Genomic DNA, 18,446 nt, shown 5'->3' with positions numbered 1-18,446 from the left:
CACCGAATGCGACCCGAAGACCAGGTCATTGGCGGTGGCGGTCCACGTGAGATCGCCGGACGTGCGGTTCCGCCCCTCGTAGACGTTCTCGGAACTCTGCGATGGCTTCCACTCGGTGGCCACGTCGAGGAGGTTGACGAAGAAGTCATTCGTCAACGCACCCTTGTCAGCCGTGAAGACGCCGTGCGAGCTGCCGCCGTGGTTGGCACCGAGCACCCGCAACCCGCCGATGAGCACCGTCAGTTCGGGAGCGGTGACGTCGAGGAGGTAGGCCCGCTCCAGCAGCAGCTTCTCGAGGGCCAACTTCTCGCCAGGACGGACGTAGTTGCGGAAGCCGTCGGCGCGGGGCTCGAGCAGCGCGAACGAGTCCACGTCGGTGTCCTCCTGCGAGGCATCGGTGCGCCCAGGAGCGAAGTGCACCGTGATCTCGTAGCCGGCGTCCTTGGCGGCCTTCTCGATGGCGGCAGACCCGCCAAGCACGATCAGGTCGGCGAGGGAGATCTTCTTGCCGCCCGAGGCCGAGGAGTTGAAGTCCTGCTGGACCCGTTCGAGCACCGGCAGCACCTTGGCCAGCTCGGACGGTTCGTTGACCTCCCAATTGCGTTGCGGCTCAAGACGAATACGTGCCCCGTTCGCACCCCCGCGCTTGTCGGTGCTGCGGAAGCTGGTCGCCGACGTCCACGCCGTCTTGACCAGTTGCGGAACCGACAGTCCCGATTCGAGCACCTTGGCCTTCAACGTGGCGACGTCCGCCTCGTCGACGAGCGCATGATCCACGGCGGGCACCGGGTCCTGCCACAGCTGCGGCTCGGCAATCCACGGCCCCAGGTACCGCGAGATCGGACCCATGTCGCGGTGGAGCAACTTGTACCAGGCCTTGGCGAACGCCTTGTCCATCTCCTCGGGGTGGTCGAGCCAGCGCCGGGTGATGGGGCCGTAGATCGGGTCGACCCGCATCGACACGTCGGTGACCAGCATCGTGGGCTTGCGGGCCGGCCCACCGAACGGGTCGGGGATGATCGCGTCGGCGTCCTTGGCCTCGAACTGCCAGGCCCCGGCGGGACTCTTCGTCAGCTCCCACTCGTGGCCGTAGAGGAGTTCCAGATAGCCGTTGCTCCACTGCGTCGGAGTGGCCGTCCAGACGACCTCGAGACCACTGGTGACGGTGTCCTTGCCCTTGCCTGAGGCGAACGCGCACTTCCACCCGAGACCCTGCTGCTCGATCGGCGCACCTTCCGGCTCGGGACCGACCAGGTCACCATCGCCCGCGCCGTGGGTCTTGCCGAGGGTGTGGCCTCCGACGATCAGGGCGGCGGTCTCCTCGTCGTTCATCGCCATCCGGCCGAACGTCTCGCGGATGTCGTGCGCGGCGGCCAGTGGATCCGGTTTACCTTCGGGGCCTTCGGGATTGACGTAGATCAAGCCCATGGTGGTGGCGCCGTAGCGCTCTTCGAGATCCCGAGCGCCGGAGTAGCGCTTGTCGGTGCCCAACCACTCCTCTTCCTCACCGAAGATGACCTCCTCCGGCTCGAAGAAGTCAGGACGGCCGAAGGCGAATCCGAACGTCTCGAAGCCCGCCGACTCGAGTGCCGCGTTGCCCGCGAACACCAGCAGGTCGGACCAGGAGATCTTGTTGCCGTACTTTTGCTTGACCGGCCACAGCAGCCGACGGGCCTTGTCGAGGTTGGCGTTGTCGGGCCAGCTGTTCAGCGGGGCGAAGCGCTGCATGCCCTGCCCTGCACCGCCGCGCCCGTCGTAGGTGCGATAGGTGCCCGCGGCGTGCCAGCTCATCCGGATGAACAGGCCGGCGTAGCTGCCGTAGTCCGCAGGCCACCAGTCCTGCGAGGTGGTAATCACCGAGATCACATCCGCTTTGAGCGCATCGACGTCGAGCTTCGCGAACTCCGTCGGGTAGTCGAAGTCGTCGCCGAGCGGGTTTCCCTTGTTCGAGTGGGCGTGCAGCACCGACACGTCGATCTGCTCGGGCCACCAGTCCTGGTTCTTAAGCGGGGCGTGGACCTTCGGCTCCGGCGACTTGATCGCCGGGTTCTCGCTCTCACTGTTGCTGTGAGTGGGGGCGTCAGGGGTGGGTGGGCGGCTGTCGGACGTATCGGACGACACGAGATTCCTTTCATCGGGGTGATGGGGCTGCGATCACGGTTGTGATCAAGAACTACGAACTTCTCCACACTCGGGGCACAAACCCCAGTAGATGACTTCGGCCTCGTCGATCATGAAGCCTTCCAACGCACCTCGGTCGTCGCTTGGCGTCAGGCACGGCGCCTCGCCGACGGCGCAGTCCACGTCCGCAATGACGCCGCAGGAACGGCACACGGTGTGATGATGGTTGTCCCCCACCCGTGACTCGTAGCGCGCCAACGAACCCGACGGCTGGATCCGTCGGATCAGGCCTGCGGCGGTCAGAACGCTCAGGGCGTCGTACACGGTTTGATGCGACACCTCGGGCGCGTGCTCGCGAGCTGCGCGGATGATCGACTCGGTATCGGAGTGCGGATGGGCGTACACCGCGGCGAGGACGGCGATCCGGGGACGGGTGACCCGCAGGGCGGATTCACGCAACAGCTGACGCAGTTCGTCGGCGGTGTCCACGTCAGCCACCTTCGTCGGTTTACTGGAGTCAGTCAAGAGATGGCCGCGCGTGTCTGATGTCGCAAATCAGGTGCCGATCGTGGCGATGACGCGGTCGGTGAGATCGGTCAACTTGGTATTCGACTCTTGCGAAAGGCGTCTCAACATTTCGAAGGCCTGCACGTCGTCGATGTTGTAGCGCTCCATGATGACGCCCTTGGCCTGCCCGATCCGATCCCGTGTCAGCAATGCCGTCTGGAGTTCGACCTCCTGGCGGTGCGCGACGAGTGCGGCGGCCGCGTGAGCCGCCAGCACCGCACCCGTCGTTTCGGCGTCAACGCCCCAGGTGACCGCCTCATACCCGAAGAGGTTCAAGGCTCCGGCCGTGCGGTCGCCGGTGAACAACTTGAACGACAGGCCGCTCAAAATGCCCAGTTCGACGACCGCAGGACTGTACTTGGGCCAGCGCTGCTCGTCGCGAAAGTCGTCGGTCCGCACGACGACCTCCTCCAACGCGGCTTGAAGGCACGGACCTTCGCCGAAACGCATCTGCAGTTCGTCGAGTTCATGCGGAATGTCAGACGTCGTACCGATCGATTCGAACTGACCACGTCCCTTGATCAGCAGAATCCCAGCCGTATGCACACCAGGGATTAGTTCGACCGCTGCCGCCGCGACGTCTTTGAGGATGTGGTCTGCCGTCCGCGGCCTGGCGATGTTGCGCGCCAACTCAGCCATCCGAAGCGCGAGGTCTGAATTCACTGGGCTCATGCCTATGAGTTCCTCGCACGCCCGAGTTCAAACGGCGCCGCGATACCCGAGGTCCCGCGCTACCTCGCTACGGCCCGGCGGGCGGGACTGCCGACGCCATCACCTTCGGAGCCCGGTCCCAGGCGCGGTGCACGCCGAGTGCGGCCGCCAGCCCCGCCGTGAAGTCCTTGTCGACGTCGTCGGCCAGCGACAGTCCCGGACCCTTGGCCGGGATGCGGGCCGCCTTGAGCACCGCGGCACCGTCGCCCCACGCGGCGACGGACTTGCAGTGTCGGAAGGCCTCCTGCAGAAGCACGACGAGCTTGATGTCGGCGGCCGTGGTGCCGCCGGCGACGACGAGCGCGTCGAACTCGATCGAACGCGCCGTGGCGAACGTCCGATCAACGGTCACCGATCGCCGCCCCGACTTCAGGGTGCCGCCGGCCGGCGCGATGACCAGGGCGCTCACGTTGAGCGCTGCGGTCGCCTTCACCAGCTTCGCGATGCCCGCGAGGTCGGAGCCGGAGTCGGCGATGATGCCGACCTTGCGGCCGTCGATGCGGCCCGGCTCTGCCACCATCTGCACCAGTGCCGGCGAGACGACGACGTCTTCGGCGGGAGTGCCCTTCGGCGCCGGTAGTCCAAGACCAGCTGCCACCTGTTCACAGAGAGCGGCGTCGACGTTGGCCAACACCAGCAGTTCGCGCTCCTTGATCTCCTGTTCGTAGACCTTGCCGAGTTCGAAGGTGAACGCCTCGACGACATGCGCCTGCTCCAAGGCACTCAGGCTGCGGTAGAACATGGTCGCTTGCGAGAAGTGGTCGTCGAACGACGCCGGTTGCGCCCGCACCGCCGATCCCTCGATGGCGCGCGGGGTTTGGACGTAGCCACCGTGCTTCTCGTCCGCCGGCTGCGGTTCGTTCCCGTCGATGGAATTGGGGTGATAGGGCGCGACACCGGTGTGGATTGCGGTCTGGTGCATGCCGTCACGCAGCATGTCGTTGACCGGGCAGTGGGGCCGGTTGATCGGCAACTGCGTGAAGTTCGGCCCACCAAGCCGGGTGAGTTGGGTGTCGAGATAGGAGAAGAGTCGAGCCTGCATCAGCGGGTCGTTGGTCGGCTCGATCCCGGGCACCAGGTTTCCGGTATGGAAGGCGACCTGCTCGGTTTCGGCAAAGTAATTGGTGGGATTGCGATTCAGCGTCATCTTGCCGATCAGCTGAACCGGAGCGAGTTCCTCGGGAACCAGCTTGGTCGGATCGAGCAGGTCGATCCCCTCGAAGCTGTCGGTGCCGTCGTCGGGCATCACCTGGATGCCGAGCTCGTATTCGAGGAAGGCGCCGGCTTCGATACCGTCGGCCATGTCGCGACGGTGGAAGTCCGGATCGCACCCGGCGGCGATCTGCGCCTCCTCCCACACCAGTGAGTGCACCCCGGCGACGGGCTTCCAGTGGAACTTCACCAGGCTGGTCTCCCCCGCGGCGTTGACCAGGCGGAAGGTATGCACGCCGAAGCCCTCCATGGTGCGGTACGAGCGCGGAATGCCTCGGTCGCTCATGTTCCAGAGGACGTGATGGGTCGCCTCGGTGTGCAGCGACACGAAGTCCCAGAACGTGTCGTGCGCGGACTGCGCCTGCGGAATCTCCCTGTCCGGATGCGGTTTGGCGGCGTGAATCACATCAGGGAACTTGATGCCGTCCTGGATGAAGAAGACGGGCATGTTGTTTCCGACGAGATCGAAGTTGCCCTCTTCGGTGTAGAACTTCACCGCGAACCCGCGGGTGTCCCGAACCGTGTCGGCGGAGCCCCTGGAGCCCAGCACCGTCGAAAAGCGGGTGAACACCTCCGTTTTGGTGCCCTTCTTGCCGAGGAAGCCGGCCTTCGTCACCGTGGCTGCCGTGCCGTAGGACTCGAAGACGCCGTGCGCCGCTGCGCCGCGGGCATGCACGACACGCTCCGGGATGCGTTCGTGGTCGAAGTGGGTGATCTTCTCCCTGAGGTGGAAGTCCTCGATCAGTGTCGGACCACGGGGTCCGGCCTTCAACGAATGGTCGGTGTCCGGCAGACGCACACCCTGCGCGGTCGTGAGGTAGGTGCCTGACTGCGCGCGAGGATCGGGACTCCGAGTATCGGTGGTGACTCCGGTCGGGCTTGCGGGCGTCGGGGCCGACTGATCGGGCTTGCGCGGTGGCATGGCGTCTCCTGCGTGGGTTCGGCTGGCTGAACGGCCACTCGTTGACCGTCTGCGCCTCCACTTACCCCAACCGCAGAAACGCAAGCAGACGAACGCCGATGACTTTTGCGTCCGCGCCGATCGGGTACGGGTCATTCAACGATTTCCCGAAGGGAGAGAACGAATGAAGGTGTCGGACATCGTCGCGCTGCCATTGCAGCTCGGCTCCGCAGTGCGACGTCGCAGGGTGTTTCACCCAGTGGGCGTGCTTGCCGAGGGGCGCCTGCAACGAGTTGCCCCGCCGGGCGAGGGCCTGCCGGTCGAATCCGCCGACGTCCTGGCGCGGGTGTCGAAGGCGGTCGGCGTTCCAGGGGGGCTCCCGGACCTCATCGGTCTGGCCTGGCGGATGCCACCGCGCGAACCCGCGACGACGCCATGGGACGTGCTGATGGTGTCCGCGGGCAGCGGCCTTCTGACCCGCTTTGCGTTGCGGCCAACGACGTCGTTCACCGGAACGACGCTTTCGACGCTGATGCCGCTACACCGCGCCGATGGTTGGTGGTGGCTCAAGGCGGAGATGACCACACCGTTGGCCGACGGGGTGTCACTCGACGCCGTGCGCGCCGCGATCGCTGCCGACGGCGTCGCATTCAACGTCGAACAGGCGCATGGCACAGGACCTTTCGAACCGCTGGCAATCCTCACCTTGACGACGATCATCCCGACCGACGCCGATCACGACGTGTCCTTCGATCCCAGCCGCAACTCAGCGCCCGACGTCGAGCTGGGACCGGAATGGCTGACCCGGCTGCGGGAACGCGCCTATCGGCGCAGCCGGCGAGGCCGCGACGCGCCTGACGAGGCGGCCTTCTGACGTGAGCCGACGACGCGGCTCAGCTCTTCCGAGCGGGATCGTGGCCCCAGTTCATCAATGAGTAGCGCCACGTGGAGTCACTGACGTCGCCGGAAGGCCGCTGTGCGAGATGGCGTTTGACGTAGCCGACCACCTTGCGCATGTGTGCGTAGTCGCCATCGGTCAGGTCGGCCTTCTTCGCATCGAGGATCTTCACGATGTGCCGGCCACTGGCATGTCCCGTCGATTCCGAGCTGCCGCCCGACTTTTGACCCACCGACTTCGACTTGTCGTCGTCGAGCCACGCCCTCAGCTGCGACGCGGTCATGTTGACGGCGTCACCGAAATCCTTCCACGTCTGCTGGTCCTCGCCGTCTGCGTCGGCCATCTACTTGCCCGACCGCTTCTTGAGCGCGGCGGGCTTGTGCACGGCGTCGTTACCGCTCTTGTCGCTGCGGACCCGGTACTGCGGATCGTCCTTGGAGGCCCGCACCTTTCGCTTGGCCGCGGTCTGGTCGGACGTGATCTTCTCCTCGACGGTGCCCTCCGCAGTGCTGCCGTGGCTCTGCCAGCTGACCTTGTCGCCCTTGCTGAATTCTTGCTTGCTCATGACGGCCAGATACCCGCGGACGCAACGTTTAGACCTCTACAGCCATCGTGGTTGCACCGTTCTCACCTCGGGTACTCCATGACGCATGGATCACGCGCAGGCACCCCTGTTGGAGGCGCTCACCGACTACCACGCCCAAGGTCGATATGGCTTCACGCCGCCCGGGCATCGCCAAGGCAGGGGTGCCGACGAGCGGGTGCTCGAAGTCCTCGGCCACGAGCCGTTTCGAGCCGACGTGCTCGCGAGTAACGGCCTCGATGATCGGCGAAGCAGCAATCGCTACCTCGCCAGGGCCGAGGACCTGATGGCCGACGCCGTTGGCGCGTCGAGCGCGTTCTTCTCGACGTGCGGCAGCTCGCTGTCGGTGAAGGCGGCGATGATGGCCGTCGCGGGCGGCGACAGGGGCCTGATACTGGGACGTGACAGCCACAAGTCGGTGGTGGCTGGACTGATCTTCGCCGGCGTCCAACCACGGTGGGTGACACCGCAGTGGGACGCCATGCGGCATCTGTCACACCCGCCGTCGCCCGAACAGGTCGCCGCCGCGTGGCGCGCGAATCCCGATGCGGCAGGGGCACTCATCGTCAGTCCCAGCCCGTACGGCACCTGCGCCGACATCTCAGGGATCGCGGCCGTATGCCACGAACGCGGCAAACCACTCATCGTCGACGAGGCGTGGGGCGCCCACCTTCCGTTCCACGAGGACCTGCCGACCTGGGCGATGGACGCGGGCGCTGACGTTTGCGTGGTCAGCGTGCACAAGATGGGCGCCGGGTTCGAGCAAGGTTCGGTGTTTCACGTCCAGGGCGACCTGGTCGACCGCCAGCGCCTCTCCAAGTGCGCCGACTTACTGATGACGACGAGCCCCAACGTGATGGTGTATGCCGCGATGGATGGCTGGCGCCGCCAGATGGTCACGTCCGGCCGCGAGCTACTCGGCGCGGCGCTCGGCCTGGCCGCTCGGACCCGCGACGCCATCGAAGAGATCCCCGACGTCGAGGTCCTCGACGATGAGCTCCTGGGCGCGGAGGCATCGCACGACCTGGACCGCCTTCAGATCCTGATCGACGTCTCAGCCACCGGTTGCAGCGGTTACCAGGTTGCCGATTGGCTGCGCGAGCATTGTCGACTCGATCTCGGCATGTCGGATCATCGCCGCATCTTGGCGACGTTGTCCTTCGCTGACGACACGGCAAGCACCGAGCGTCTGGTCGACGCACTCTGGCGCTGGCGCAAGACTTCCGAGACCTTCGACAAGCCCCACGCCATCCATCTGCCCTCGCCGGATGAGCTCGAATTGGAGACGGTGATGCTGCCACGCGACGCGTTCTTCGGCCCGACGGAAATGGTGCCTTCCGACGAGGCCGTCGGGCGCGTCGCCGCCGAACAGGTCACGCCCTACCCGCCCGGAATCCCGGCGATCGTTCCCGGCGAACGGCTCAACGAGCCCGTCATCGACTATCTGCGGTCCGGCGCGGAAGCGGGGATGACCCTGCCCGACCCCGTCGACCCGACCATGCGGTCCTTTCGGGTAGTGCGCTGACGGCGGTACTTCTGTTGTAAGGCAGTCAGTCTGGCGGTTCTTCTGCGTTCTCCGCCACGTCGGTCACGACGCGGGGCGCAGCAGTGTCTTGACCATGCCGTCCTTCTTCTGCTGAAACGTCGCGTAGGCATCGGGCGCCTCTTCGAGAGGAAGCCGGTGGGTGGCAAAGTCGTCCACGCCAAGAGGGTCGTCGTCGGTGAGGAGCGGCAGGATGTCTGGCACCCACCGGTGCACGTTGGCTTGACCCATCCGCAGTTGAATCTGTTTGTCGAAGATGGTCAGCAAGGGAAGTGGATCCGCCGCACCCCCGTAGACCCCGGAAATCGAAATCGTCCCGCCCCGGCGCACGAGCTCGATGGCCAGCTGCAAGGCGGCTAATCTGTCCACACCGGCGGCCTTCATCAGCGGCGAGGCCACCACGTCGGGCAACAGTCCCACGGCCTGGTGCGCAAGCTTCGCGACCGGTGAACCGTGTGCCTCCATGCCCACTGCGTCGATCACCGCGTCGGGGCCGCGGCCATCGGTCAATCCACGAACCACGTCGCCGATGTCACGGCCGTGCTCGTCGAGGTCGATCGCCGTAGTCCCCCGCGCGGCGGCGCGCTGAAGTCTCTCGGGGACCCGGTCGATGCCGATGACGTTCTCGATTCCGAGGTGACGGGCAACCCGAGTGCACATGTCACCGATCGGGCCGAGACCCAGGACGGCCAGACTCCCTCCTGCCGGCACGCCCGCGTACTGCACGGCCTGCCACGCCGTTGGCAACACGTCCGACAGGTAGACGAAGCGGTCGTCGGGCGGACCTTCTGGGACTACCACGGGTAGCCGGTTTCCGAACGGCACCCGCAGATACTCGGCTTGGCCGCCCGGCACCTGGCCGTAGAGCTTGGTGTATCCGAACAGGGCCGCGCCGCTACCCTGATCGCGTACCTGGGTCGTCTCGCATTGTGAGTGCAGGCCCTGGCCGCACGTGAAGCACTCGCCGCAGGACACGTTGAACGGCACGACGACTCGGTCGCCGACGCGTAGCGCCGACACCTCCGGTCCGACCTCCGCAACGACTCCCATGGCCTCGTGGCCGAGAATGTCTCCCTCGTCGAGGAACGGCCCAAGCACCTCGTAGAGATGTAGGTCTGAACCACAGATGCCGGTAGAGGTGACCGCGACAATGACGTCGGTGGGGTCTTCGATCGTCGGATCCGGCACCGTGTCGACTCGGACGTCGCGCTTGCCGTGCCACGTGACTGCTCGCATGACTACTCCCTCGGGTCGGTGATGACGGTCAGGACTTCGTCGACCGGTTGGTCTGACGCTTCTGCTTCTCGACCTCGGCTAGCTGCTCTACTCGATTGGCCTGTGCGCGTTTGGCATCGGCTTCTTCACGCCGGGTCCGGGCGTCGTCGAGCTTGGACGTCGCGGCCGCAGCGGCCTTCTCTTGCGCAGCCTCGATCCGACGCCGGTCCTCGCGCTCGGCCTCCCGTGCCGCCTCCTTGCGCCGCGCGGCCACGTCATCGGCCTGCCGCTTCGCAGCGCCCGCCGACTTCTCGGCCCGATCGGCGGCGGCGCGTTTGCGCTCCTCGACGGAGCTCAGCGCCCCTTCGATCGCCTCTTCCTTGGCCGCGTGAGCCTCCTGCACCTCCTCGACGGCGTCTTCACGCGACGCCCTGTATTCGGCGTCGGCCTGCTTCAAGTCCTGAGAGGCAGCCGCATCGAGCCGAGCCGCGCGAGCCAGTTCATCGCTCCGCTTGGCAAGCGAGGCGCCCTGCCGCGCCAGCCTGGGGTCGCCAAGGGCGTTTCCGACGGTGGCGTCCAACACTCCGAGCGTGCGCTCGAATACGAGCCGGGCGGGTGCTTCGGCGCCCAAGCGCGCAACGACCCTCTCCTCGATCACTTGGAGCGGTAGTCGGACCAATTGATATTGAAATCGCAGGATCGTACGTGGAATCGTCGTAATGCTCATGGCTAGCTCCTGTTGGTTGTGAATGCTCAAGGCAGGTCGGCGTGGTCGGTCAATTGATCGGCGCGCCGTCGTGCCTCATCGGCTTCGCTACGGGCTTCAGCGGCGTCCCTAACCGCGCGCTGATGCTCGTCGGTGGCCTCGGCGACTTCGCTTGCGGCAGCCCGCACGTCGACCCGTTCCTGGGCGCTGGCCCGCTCGACCTGTTGGGCAGCATCGTGCTCGGCCCGCGCCTCCTGTCGAGCGAGGTTCTCCTGTGCCGTCCGTTCGGCGGTGGCCTTTTGGGCGGCTTGTTCCGTCACCACCGCGCTGTCGATCGCAGCCGTACGCGCACTGACCGCGATACGCTCTTCAGCCCCTTCGAGCCGTGCCTCGGTCGCTTCCGCGCGAGCCTGCTCGGCTTCGGCGTCTGCGACCGCTTCGACGCTGTTCGCCTCCTTGCGCTCCCGAGCCTGCGTCTGCTCGAGTTGGCCTTCGGCAGTGAGCGAATCATTTCCGATGGCCGCGCCCGCAATCTCCTTCGCCTTGCCCTTGATCGAATCGATCAATCCCTTGCGAGCTTCGTCGGCCTTGTCGTGCTCAGTCATTATTTCCTCCTGACGTGGGAACAACGCTGCAAAGCGAGGTCCACGGTGTTGTCAGAGCGTTCCGCTGCCCCGCAGCACCATTCAGTGCGCGCGACGGCCTGCTCGACCAGTGCAGCGCGCCGTGTCTGGACGCGCCGGGGAGCGTGGGCTCTTGATGGGAATGCTCGTTTATAGCCGTCTCAAACCTCCGCAAGTGGGTCAAGTGCAGAACGCTAATCCGGGCGTGAATGGTGTCGGCGCCGCTCTCCCGCGCCGGCGTCACGCCTTGTCCGCCCGAATGACCACCAGACGTTCCAGGCGCCGGCCCGGGCGCAGCCGACCGGTTCGTTCCAGCCAGCGCGCTCGGGCGGTCAGGACGGGACCGAAGGGAATCTCCTGAGCGGCAACCACTTCGGCACTGAGGCCGCTGGCCCGCAAGGCGGTTAGCGAGTCCCCCACTCCAGAGAACTCAGAGTGCACCAGCAGCAGAGTGCCTCCCGGCGCGAGTAGCTCGTGCGCTTCGCGGCACAACGGGTCGAGGACCAGCCGGCCGTCGGGACCCGCGTTCCATGCCGCGGCAGGACCCGCTGCGACGGGGATCGGTTCGTCGTCATGCTGCGGGGCGGGTACGTAGGGAGGGTTGCTGACCACGAGGTCGTATCCGCCACGAATTCGTGCGTGGTCGAACGAGCCGTGTCTGACCTCCACGCACGCGCCGGCAGCACGCGCGTTGGTTCGAGCTGCGCGTACCGCGCTCGCACTGATGTCGAAGGCGACCACGTCGGAGGCGCCGGCCCTGGCTACCGCGATGGCGAGGACGCCGCTACCCGTGCACAGGTCCGCGGCGCGGCCGCGCGCCACGCCGGGCATCCGCGCCATGGTGTCGATGAGCAGCTGTGAATCCTCCTGCGGTGCATACACATCCGGGGGAACCGTCAGATCGCCGACAGAGGTGAATGCGGGCAAGAACGTTGTCATGACAGCCTCCTGAAGAGCCGAGCGCTGCTTGCTGAACGCGTGAGCGGTATGCCCGCGGCAATCGCGGCCAAACCCCTGCGGCGCAAAATGCGCGTGCGTTTGGGCGTACTCGCGCCGGGTATCTGCCCTCGCGTCGTCGGGTTTTCTTAGCCCAAGGGACCTGCGACCACCTACGACGAAAGGCCGCTCATGCCCATCCCCGAACATTCTTCGCCGTCTACGAAGTCCGCCTCACCAGTCCGAACGCCCGTTCAGAAGGCCGCACTTGCCATGGGCGCGGTCTTCCTTCTCGTTGGCGTGTTGGGATTCGTTCCCGGCATCACGGCAAATTACGACCAGCTGAGCTTTGCCGGACACCACTCCGAGGCAGCCCTACTCGGGGTCTTCAACGTGTCGGTTCTGCACAACATCGTGCACTTGGCCTTCGGTGTGGCCGGCATCGCGCTGGCCCGTACCTTCAGCAACGCTCGGGGCTACCTCATCGGTGGTGGGCTGATCTACTTGGTCCTCTTCCTCTACGGCTTGGTCATCGACCGTGAGAGCAGCATGAACTTCGTCCCCGTCAACACTGCGGACAACTGGCTGCACCTAGTTTTGGCGGCCGCCATGCTGGCGCTCGGCATCGCTTTGGGACGCGCAAGGGCCAGCAGCGAAACACCGGTCACCAACGCGGGCACCACGTCTGAGCAGAACAGGCGCTAGCCAAGGCGAATGGCCGCGACGGAGTGCGTATCGCCTGGCTAGACGCACTCCGTCGCGGATAACAGCAGCGCGCCCATGTTCACGCGCATCATCTTCAGCGCAGCGGCACTCATCTCGGCATCGATGTGTGCGACCGCGTCAGGCGGAATCACCACTTCGAAGTGCCGCACGTGGGCGTCCAGCGCGGTGTAGAGGATGCACTGCTCGGTCACCTGGCCGGAGATGATGACTCGCTTGGTCTGCAATCTGTCCAGCAGGTATGCGAGCGGCGTCGAGTAGAACGCGCTGTGGCGCACCTTGGTCAGGATGCGACAGTCCTCCGATGGCACGATCGGCTCGACGAGGTCCGGCCGGCGACCGTCGAGCGCCGCCGCGATGATGTCGCGATGATCTGCGGTGAAGTCGCCGTAGTTGTCGTTGACGTACACCACGTCGACGTCCTCGAGGTCCCGAGCGCGTGCCAGCAGTCCAGCGAGAGGTTCGACCATCGGCACGACGTTGGGTATCAACGCGTCGGCATCGGCATGCCGGTAGGCGTTGAGCATGTCGACAACCAGAATCGCGGTGTCGCTCATGGCTGGCTGAATTTTCTGCCGGACATCGGTCACCCTTCGCTAGACCCGAGAACAGTTGTCGCGCTGCAGACAATTTCCCCCGCGCGGGACCGCCAAAACAACCCGCTGTTCGACTTCGCTTTCGCCGCGCGGTTCGTTCGCGCCAGTCGGGGGTAAGGCCTTGACATGGTCCGATACCGGACCACGACGAAGGGACACCCCGTGACTACACGCAACATGGGAAAGTCCGTGATCGAGTACGGCATCCAAACCGCAACCAGCAAGTCCATCCTGGTCATTACCAGCGAGTTGGCCGACGCTCATCGAACGCTGGACATGATCGGCGATGGTCGACTCGTCTGTCGCACCGTGACCTACAGCCGCTGGCGGCAAGTCGACGAGGACGCATCGACGCAGAGCCACTCGATGTCGCGGCCCGCCATCACTTAGGGCTGAGGTAACGGGCTCAACGCGTCATCAAAGAGAGGACCGTTCGGTTCAACCGTCGCCGTGGCCAACCGGTGGGACCGTCGTTGGCCAGCGCCGCATTCGCGGCGTTGCGACCGCACACCCCGTGGACTCCCCCACCCGGCGAAGCTCCGGCACTGCCGAGATAGACGTTCTCCACGGGGGTCTCGGCCCGCCCAAACCCTGGCGCCGGGCGGAAGACGAGCTGTTGGAAGAGCTGGGATGTACCGCCGTTGACCGCTCCGGTATGGAGGTTGGCGTCGCTGGCCTCCAGGTCGGATGGACGTTGAATCGTCTTGCCGACGATGTTGTCGCGGAAGCCGGGCGCGTAATCCTCCAGCACGCGGTCGACGCGCTGAGCGAGGACGGCTGCCGCGTCGTCGTCTGCCACTCCACGCGGAAGATGCGTGTAGGCCCAGGCACTTTCGGTGCCTGGGGGTGAGCGCGTGGGATCGGCGGTGCTCATCTGCCCGAACAGCATGAACGGATTCTGCGGTACGGTCGCCGTATTCAAGTCGGCCATCCACCGGATCAACCCGTCGTGGTCAGCCCCCAGGTGAACCGTCCCCGCGTCGTTCAAGTTTTTCGACCGCCACGGAATCGGGGCGTTCAGCGCGTAGTTGATCTTCAACACCGGTGTGTCCCAGACGAAGCGCTCTAGGCTGCGCAGCATTGCCGCGGGCAGCGCATCGGGGGGAAGCAACCGTTGATAGAGCTGCGGCGCAGAGGTGTCGGCAATCACCGCCCGACGGATTCGCACGACGGCGCCGTCGGAGGTGCGGACTGCGACGGCACGTCCGCCGCGGACCTCCACGGCTTCGACCGGTCGGCCGCACTCGATGCGCGCGCCGGCAGAGCGGGCGCGAGCGACCAGCGCCGCCGTCAGCTGACCGGCCCCGCCAACTGGTACCGGAAACCCGCCGTCCTGGGCCATCATGATCAGCAGGTATCCCATCACCCCGCTACCCGGCGCATCGATCGGCACGTCGGCGTGCATGGCGTTGCCCAGCAACAGAAGTCGAGCCGCGTCGCCCCGGAACAGGTGCTGCGCCATCACTCCAGCAGGTAACAGCATCTGATGCGCGAAACGCAGCGCCTCGCCAGTACCCAGCTGGCGCAGCAATCGCAGCGGACCCCGCATCGGTGGGAACGGCGAGAACAGCGTGGCCAGCAGCGGTTCCTTCAGCCGTTGCCACTGGTCGAACAGTTGCCGCCAGCGCTCGCCGTCACCAGGGTCGCGCTCATCGAGAGCGGCAGCGGTCTGATCCACGTCGCGGTAGATCATCGCGGCGTCCTCGTCGTCGGCGCACCGGGGGTGGCCAACGACGGAAGGGGCATGGGTCCACCGCAGTCCGTGGTCCTCCAAGTTGAGCATGCCCAGCGCGGGTGACACCACCGACAGTGGGTAGAAGGCGCTGTAGAGATCGCTCACGAAGCCGGTGGTGAGTTCGGCACTCTTCACCGCTCCGCCCGGCTCGTCCTGCGCCTCCAGCACCACGACGTCCCAGCCGGCGTCGGCGAGCATGGCCGCGGCGACCAGCCCATTGTGTCCGGCTCCGATGACGACTGCATCCGCCTCGGCGCCCGAGGCCCTAACCATCGGCCGGAGCCGGACGTCGTTCGGCGAGAGCCGCCAAACGCCAGGTGCACTCCCGGTTGCGGGGCCACGCCGCGGCCAGCGCGACCCGCCGCGGCACAAACTTCATCGGCCCGCTGACGGGCACCTCGGACATCTCGATCCGACATCCTCCATCGATGTCGAACAGTCGCAACGTGATTCGCGCAGCGCCCAGCGGACGCCCCTTGGCAAGCAGAACGAGACGTTCCAACGGCACGCTCTCCTCGCAGAGCGTCTCGTCGTTGATCACCGCGGGCCAGATGCCGATCGAATGCGAGATGGTGCTGCCGGGCGACGGCCATGCGGGATCAACGGCGCGCATCCGGCTGTTGCCGACCACCCATTGGGAGTACGTCCAGCCGTCGGCCATCACGTTCCACACTTGTCGTCGGGTGGCCGTGGTCTCGCGGCAGACGGTCAACGAACTGTGCGCTTCTTCGGGCTCGTTCACGATTCAATGCCGTTCGGTCGGAGTGGAAATGAGGCGATTCGCAGTAGCTTTCACCGAATCGGGTAGAACCTTGCTCGCGACACTGACGGCCTTGGTGAGCACCGATTCGGCGCTGACCTTCTGATCGCCGCGCATCAACGCGTCGTACCCCTGTCGGGCAACCTTGGCCGGGTCGTCCTTCCCCGGCATCGCGCCCACCGGTGTGTCGAGCATGCCGGTCCTACGGAAGAAGTCGGTGTCGGTCGGACCGGGCATCAACGCCGTGACCGTCACGCCGGTGTCGCGAAGTTCGTCGTGCAGCGCCTCGGCGAAGGACTGCACGAACGACTTCGATGCGTTGTACACCGACTGGTACGAGCCGGGCATCATCGCCACGATGGACGAGGTGAACAACACCTTGCCCGCCCCGCGCTCGACCATCGCGGGCAGCACCAGCTTCGCCAGGTGCACCGTGGAGCGCACGTTGAGATCGACGACGTTCAGGTCGGTCTGTAGGTCGTCGTCGACGAAGCGTCCAGCACGGCCGGTACCCGCGTTCAGGGTAACGACTTCCAGTGGTCGCCCCAGTCGTCGCACCGACTCGTAGACGTCTCGTACGGCGTCTGGAAGTCGGAGGTCCCGTTGCAGAGCGACGATCTCGCGGCCCTCGCCGTTCAGTGTCGCGGCGGCGTCGTGGATGCCGTCGTCCTCGGCGACGACGATCACGTCGTATCCCTCGTCGGTGAGTATTCGAGCCAGCTGGTACCCGATGCCGCTCGAGGCACCCGTCACCAGTGCCAATTGATTCCCGCCCGTCATGAAGACGAGCTACCCGACTCACCGGTGGTGAAACCCTCGCGCCGACAGGATTGCGTGGTGGCGTCCCCGGGTACGTCGTGCGAAGTCGATGGAAGGGCCAACACGATGACTGACGGCAATGACGGCAATGACAGCGACAAGAGTGAGTCCGACGTCGAGTCCGACCCAAAGGTGGCCACCTCGCGGGCCGGAAAGCACGGTGAAGGCGACGGGTCCTACGTGGGCCGTACGGGCAGTGACGACGACTTCGACGCCGGTGAGAGCGGCGCCGAGGCGCGAACCCAGCAATAGCGGTAGCTGCTAGGTTCGCTCGCGGAACTCTACTGATCACATCGCCCGAACGGCGGAACCCGCCGCGCTGATCACCACCGGTCCATGACGCCGATCACCTGGAGGAAGTACAGCACCGACACCGTCAGGAAGATCGCGAACAAGACGCCGACGGCGATCAGCATCGCGACCATGGTGGGCGTGCGTTTGTGCCGGGGCGGCGGATTCTGATTCGCCGACGCCGAGGTCTGCGCCGAATCCGGTGGGGTGTCACCGGGTTCGATGCCTCCACCGGCGTCGACTGAGGCCGCTTCGGCGGGATCCGGATCTGGCGGAAGTGCCGTCATGGCATCACCCATACCCTCCCGTCGACGAGTTCCGAGGAAGCATCCCCGCACGCCGTGGGCCTCAAACCACGAGTGATGCCTTACCGTTACCTTATGTTGCTCTTATTTTTCTTAAAAAGAGGTGTACGTTGTGACGACAGCCAGATGAATCGGCAGTACGAAGGGAACCGACATGCGAGATGAACCGACGCGGATCGTCCTGGTGACCGGCGGATCGAGGGGTATCGGCGCCGAAGTCGCACGGCAACTCGCCCGAGCGGACACGCACGTCGTCGTCAACTATCGCGAGAAGCTCGCACGGGCGGACGCCGTCGCCGAAGCCATCCGCAGCGCAGGTGGACACGCCTCGACGTTGGGCGCCGACATCTCCGATGAGGCCGAGTCGGCCAGGTTGGTCGACGAGATCAAGGCTCGCTTCGGACGGCTGGACGCACTGATCCTCAATGCATCGGGCGGTCTCGAGCTCGGAGCCGACCCAGGCTATGCCATGCGGCTGAACCGCGATGCCCAGCGGCGCCTGGCGGCCCTGGCCCTACCGCTGATGCCGGTTGGCGCACGCATCGTCTTCGTCACGAGTCACCAGGCGCACTTCTTTCCCAACAAGGCCGTGCCGAAGGGCTACACCGCGGTCGCCGCGAGCAAGCGTGCCGGCGAAACCGCCTTGTACGCAATGCGTTCCGAGTTCGAGCGTGCCGGGGTCCACCTGACCGTGGTCTCCGGCGACATGATCGACGGCACCATCATCGTCCGGCTGCTAGAGCGGCGCGACCCCGGTGCCGTGGACGCTCGCCGGACCCACGCTCCGTTACCGACGGTGAGTGAGTTCGCCGCGGCGATCACCAATGCGATCGATACCTCGATGCCGACCAGCATCGCCTACGTCGGCGGGGCCGACTACTTGATGACTGCCTGAACCGACGGCGGCGCAGGCGATCTTGCGCTGCTGAGATGGTTTGCGGCTCAAGAGATTCGTCGACGCGTTACCCCGCGACACGCGGGTGCCGCGACTGGTCGACCCGTCGAACGTGTGTTCTAATGGCTTCCTCACCGGCCCGCTCGCTGCGGGCGCAATTCGGAAGGAAATCGCCGCAACGATGACTGTAGACACTCTGGCACCAGAAGCGCCGTCCACCGAGTCCGACATGCTCGAGGTCTCCGTCCCCCGTGACGAAAGCACGTCGCCTGCGAGTGCGCCGACGCCCGACTCGCCTGCCGCGGA

21 protein-coding genes are annotated in these 18,446 nt (G+C 65.8%); 6 read left to right on the top strand and 15 right to left on the bottom strand.

The window, feature by feature from the left end:
• From katG to QOD90_RS22125, 4 genes are all read right to left on the bottom strand, one after another.
• Positions 1–2,121 (bottom strand): catalase/peroxidase HPI (gene katG / locus QOD90_RS22140; RefSeq protein ID WP_526353084.1); only part of this gene is annotated, 2,121 nt, incomplete at its 3' end.
• A gap of 45 nt (positions 2,122–2,166) precedes the next feature.
• A complete protein-coding gene (locus tag QOD90_RS22135) occupies positions 2,167–2,610 on the bottom strand; it encodes a Fur family transcriptional regulator (RefSeq protein ID WP_526353082.1) in 444 nt (147 codons plus the stop codon).
• A 66-nt stretch (positions 2,611–2,676) separates the two neighbouring features.
• Entirely contained in the window at positions 2,677–3,360 is a 684-nt protein-coding gene (locus QOD90_RS22130) for an ANTAR domain-containing protein (protein WP_526353080.1), read from the bottom strand.
• A 67-nt stretch (positions 3,361–3,427) separates the two neighbouring features.
• Positions 3,428–5,533, bottom strand: a complete 2,106-nt coding sequence (locus tag QOD90_RS22125) for a catalase (protein WP_526353078.1) — start codon at positions 5,531–5,533, stop codon at positions 3,428–3,430.
• A gap of 163 nt (positions 5,534–5,696) precedes the next feature.
• Between QOD90_RS22125 and QOD90_RS22120 the strand changes: the two genes are divergently transcribed.
• Complete coding sequence (locus tag QOD90_RS22120; protein ID WP_526353076.1) at positions 5,697–6,386, top strand: phosphodiesterase; 690 nt, start codon at positions 5,697–5,699, stop codon at positions 6,384–6,386.
• A gap of 19 nt (positions 6,387–6,405) precedes the next feature.
• Here the strand turns inward: QOD90_RS22120 and QOD90_RS22115 are convergent, their stop codons facing one another.
• A complete protein-coding gene (locus QOD90_RS22115; RefSeq protein WP_526353074.1) occupies positions 6,406–6,753 on the bottom strand; it encodes a DUF3140 domain-containing protein in 348 nt (115 codons plus the stop codon).
• The gene (locus tag QOD90_RS22110; RefSeq protein WP_526353072.1) at positions 6,754–6,975 is read right to left on the bottom strand and encodes an HVA1 family protein; all 222 of its coding nucleotides are present in this window, start codon (positions 6,973–6,975) and stop codon (positions 6,754–6,756) included. It lies immediately after the preceding gene.
• A gap of 85 nt (positions 6,976–7,060) precedes the next feature.
• Here QOD90_RS22110 and QOD90_RS22105 point away from each other — a divergent pair, with 85 nt between their 5' ends.
• Positions 7,061–8,518, top strand: a complete 1,458-nt coding sequence (locus tag QOD90_RS22105) for an aminotransferase class I/II-fold pyridoxal phosphate-dependent enzyme (protein WP_526353070.1) — start codon at positions 7,061–7,063, stop codon at positions 8,516–8,518.
• Positions 8,519–8,581: 63 nt separating this feature from the next.
• On the opposite strand, the gene QOD90_RS22100 is transcribed toward QOD90_RS22105, so the two are convergent.
• The 4 genes from QOD90_RS22100 to QOD90_RS22085 all read right to left on the bottom strand — a co-directional run bounded on the left by QOD90_RS22100 (position 8,582) and on the right by QOD90_RS22085 (position 12,019).
• Complete coding sequence (locus tag QOD90_RS22100; protein ID WP_526353068.1) at positions 8,582–9,772, bottom strand: zinc-dependent alcohol dehydrogenase; 1,191 nt, start codon at positions 9,770–9,772, stop codon at positions 8,582–8,584.
• 28 nt (positions 9,773–9,800) lie between these two features.
• Positions 9,801–10,478 (bottom strand): IF2 family translation initiation factor, encoded by a 678-nt coding sequence (locus QOD90_RS22095; protein ID WP_526353066.1) that lies wholly within the window; start codon positions 10,476–10,478, stop codon positions 9,801–9,803.
• Positions 10,479–10,504: 26 nt separating this feature from the next.
• Positions 10,505–11,062, bottom strand: coding sequence for a CsbD family protein (locus tag QOD90_RS22090; protein ID WP_526353064.1), 558 nt, complete (start codon positions 11,060–11,062; stop codon positions 10,505–10,507).
• A 258-nt stretch (positions 11,063–11,320) separates the two neighbouring features.
• Positions 11,321–12,019 (bottom strand): HemK2/MTQ2 family protein methyltransferase, encoded by a 699-nt coding sequence (locus QOD90_RS22085; RefSeq protein WP_526353062.1) that lies wholly within the window; start codon positions 12,017–12,019, stop codon positions 11,321–11,323.
• Between the two features lie 270 nt (positions 12,020–12,289).
• On the opposite strand from QOD90_RS22085, the gene QOD90_RS22080 reads away from it, so the two are divergent.
• The gene (locus QOD90_RS22080) at positions 12,290–12,721 is read left to right on the top strand and encodes a DUF4383 domain-containing protein (RefSeq protein ID WP_526353060.1); all 432 of its coding nucleotides are present in this window, start codon (positions 12,290–12,292) and stop codon (positions 12,719–12,721) included.
• A gap of 38 nt (positions 12,722–12,759) precedes the next feature.
• Here QOD90_RS22080 and QOD90_RS22075 read toward each other — a convergent pair whose 3' ends face one another.
• On the bottom strand, positions 12,760–13,296 hold the full coding sequence (locus QOD90_RS22075) for a cysteine hydrolase family protein (RefSeq protein ID WP_526353058.1): 537 nt from the start codon (positions 13,294–13,296) through the stop codon (positions 12,760–12,762).
• A gap of 201 nt (positions 13,297–13,497) precedes the next feature.
• Here QOD90_RS22075 and QOD90_RS22070 point away from each other — a divergent pair, with 201 nt between their 5' ends.
• Positions 13,498–13,725 (top strand): hypothetical protein, encoded by a 228-nt coding sequence (locus tag QOD90_RS22070; RefSeq protein ID WP_526353056.1) that lies wholly within the window; start codon positions 13,498–13,500, stop codon positions 13,723–13,725.
• 16 nt (positions 13,726–13,741) lie between these two features.
• Here the strand turns inward: QOD90_RS22070 and QOD90_RS22065 are convergent, their stop codons facing one another.
• The 3 genes from QOD90_RS22065 to QOD90_RS22055 are packed head-to-tail and all read right to left on the bottom strand — an operon-like array spanning position 13,742 to position 16,610.
• The gene (locus tag QOD90_RS22065; RefSeq protein ID WP_526353054.1) at positions 13,742–15,343 is read right to left on the bottom strand and encodes a phytoene desaturase family protein; all 1,602 of its coding nucleotides are present in this window, start codon (positions 15,341–15,343) and stop codon (positions 13,742–13,744) included.
• Positions 15,336–15,815, bottom strand: a complete 480-nt coding sequence (locus QOD90_RS22060; RefSeq protein WP_526353085.1) for an SRPBCC family protein — start codon at positions 15,813–15,815, stop codon at positions 15,336–15,338. The genes QOD90_RS22065 and QOD90_RS22060 overlap by 8 nt, the downstream gene beginning before the upstream one ends.
• Entirely contained in the window at positions 15,816–16,610 is a 795-nt protein-coding gene (locus tag QOD90_RS22055; protein ID WP_526353052.1) for an SDR family NAD(P)-dependent oxidoreductase, read from the bottom strand.
• 105 nt (positions 16,611–16,715) lie between these two features.
• Between QOD90_RS22055 and QOD90_RS22050 the strand changes: the two genes are divergently transcribed.
• Positions 16,716–16,901 carry a hypothetical protein gene (locus tag QOD90_RS22050; RefSeq protein ID WP_526353050.1) on the top strand — a complete coding sequence of 62 codons (186 nt, stop codon included), beginning with the start codon at positions 16,716–16,718 and terminating at the stop codon, positions 16,899–16,901.
• Between the two features lie 71 nt (positions 16,902–16,972).
• Here QOD90_RS22050 and QOD90_RS22045 read toward each other — a convergent pair whose 3' ends face one another.
• Entirely contained in the window at positions 16,973–17,227 is a 255-nt protein-coding gene (locus QOD90_RS22045) for a DUF6480 family protein (RefSeq protein WP_526353048.1), read from the bottom strand.
• Between the two features lie 172 nt (positions 17,228–17,399).
• On the opposite strand from QOD90_RS22045, the gene QOD90_RS22040 reads away from it, so the two are divergent.
• Positions 17,400–18,140: an SDR family oxidoreductase gene (locus QOD90_RS22040; RefSeq protein WP_526353046.1), complete on the top strand. Its 741-nt coding sequence runs from the start codon at positions 17,400–17,402 to the stop codon at positions 18,138–18,140.
• Positions 18,141–18,446 lie beyond the last annotated feature (306 nt).

The organism is Mycobacterium sp. (assembly GCF_032161845.1).
In the GTDB taxonomy this organism is placed as follows: Bacteria; Actinomycetota; Actinomycetes; order Mycobacteriales; family Mycobacteriaceae; genus Mycobacterium.
The sequence above is the reverse complement of the archived record's forward strand: the minus strand, read 5'-3'. Positions and strand labels throughout refer to the sequence as shown.

What these genes read in the sequence shown, in the direction of transcription:
- QOD90_RS22105 (WP_526353070.1), top strand. Translation starts at nt 7,061, where the DNA reads ATGGATCACGCGCAGGCACCCCTGTTGGAGGCGCTCACCGACTACCAC.
- QOD90_RS22100 (WP_526353068.1), bottom strand. Translation starts at nt 9,772, where the DNA reads ATGCGAGCAGTCACGTGGCACGGCAAGCGCGACGTCCGAGTCGACACG.
- QOD90_RS22050 (WP_526353050.1), top strand. Translation starts at nt 16,716, where the DNA reads ATGACTGACGGCAATGACGGCAATGACAGCGACAAGAGTGAGTCCGAC.
- QOD90_RS22090 (WP_526353064.1), bottom strand. Translation starts at nt 11,062, where the DNA reads ATGACTGAGCACGACAAGGCCGACGAAGCTCGCAAGGGATTGATCGAT.
- QOD90_RS22115 (WP_526353074.1), bottom strand. Translation starts at nt 6,753, where the DNA reads ATGGCCGACGCAGACGGCGAGGACCAGCAGACGTGGAAGGATTTCGGT.
- QOD90_RS22110 (WP_526353072.1), bottom strand. Translation starts at nt 6,975, where the DNA reads ATGAGCAAGCAAGAATTCAGCAAGGGCGACAAGGTCAGCTGGCAGAGC.
- QOD90_RS22095 (WP_526353066.1), bottom strand. Translation starts at nt 10,478, where the DNA reads ATGAGCATTACGACGATTCCACGTACGATCCTGCGATTTCAATATCAA.
- QOD90_RS22055 (WP_526353052.1), bottom strand. Translation starts at nt 16,610, where the DNA reads ATGACGGGCGGGAATCAATTGGCACTGGTGACGGGTGCCTCGAGCGGC.
- QOD90_RS22130 (WP_526353080.1), bottom strand. Translation starts at nt 3,360, where the DNA reads ATGAGCCCAGTGAATTCAGACCTCGCGCTTCGGATGGCTGAGTTGGCG.
- QOD90_RS22080 (WP_526353060.1), top strand. Translation starts at nt 12,290, where the DNA reads ATGGGCGCGGTCTTCCTTCTCGTTGGCGTGTTGGGATTCGTTCCCGGC.
- QOD90_RS22125 (WP_526353078.1), bottom strand. Translation starts at nt 5,533, where the DNA reads ATGCCACCGCGCAAGCCCGATCAGTCGGCCCCGACGCCCGCAAGCCCG.
- QOD90_RS22085 (WP_526353062.1), bottom strand. Translation starts at nt 12,019, where the DNA reads ATGACAACGTTCTTGCCCGCATTCACCTCTGTCGGCGATCTGACGGTT.
- QOD90_RS22045 (WP_526353048.1), bottom strand. Translation starts at nt 17,227, where the DNA reads ATGACGGCACTTCCGCCAGATCCGGATCCCGCCGAAGCGGCCTCAGTC.
- QOD90_RS22040 (WP_526353046.1), top strand. Translation starts at nt 17,400, where the DNA reads ATGCGAGATGAACCGACGCGGATCGTCCTGGTGACCGGCGGATCGAGG.
- QOD90_RS22120 (WP_526353076.1), top strand. Translation starts at nt 5,697, where the DNA reads ATGAAGGTGTCGGACATCGTCGCGCTGCCATTGCAGCTCGGCTCCGCA.
- QOD90_RS22065 (WP_526353054.1), bottom strand. Translation starts at nt 15,343, where the DNA reads ATGGTTAGGGCCTCGGGCGCCGAGGCGGATGCAGTCGTCATCGGAGCC.
- QOD90_RS22075 (WP_526353058.1), bottom strand. Translation starts at nt 13,296, where the DNA reads ATGAGCGACACCGCGATTCTGGTTGTCGACATGCTCAACGCCTACCGG.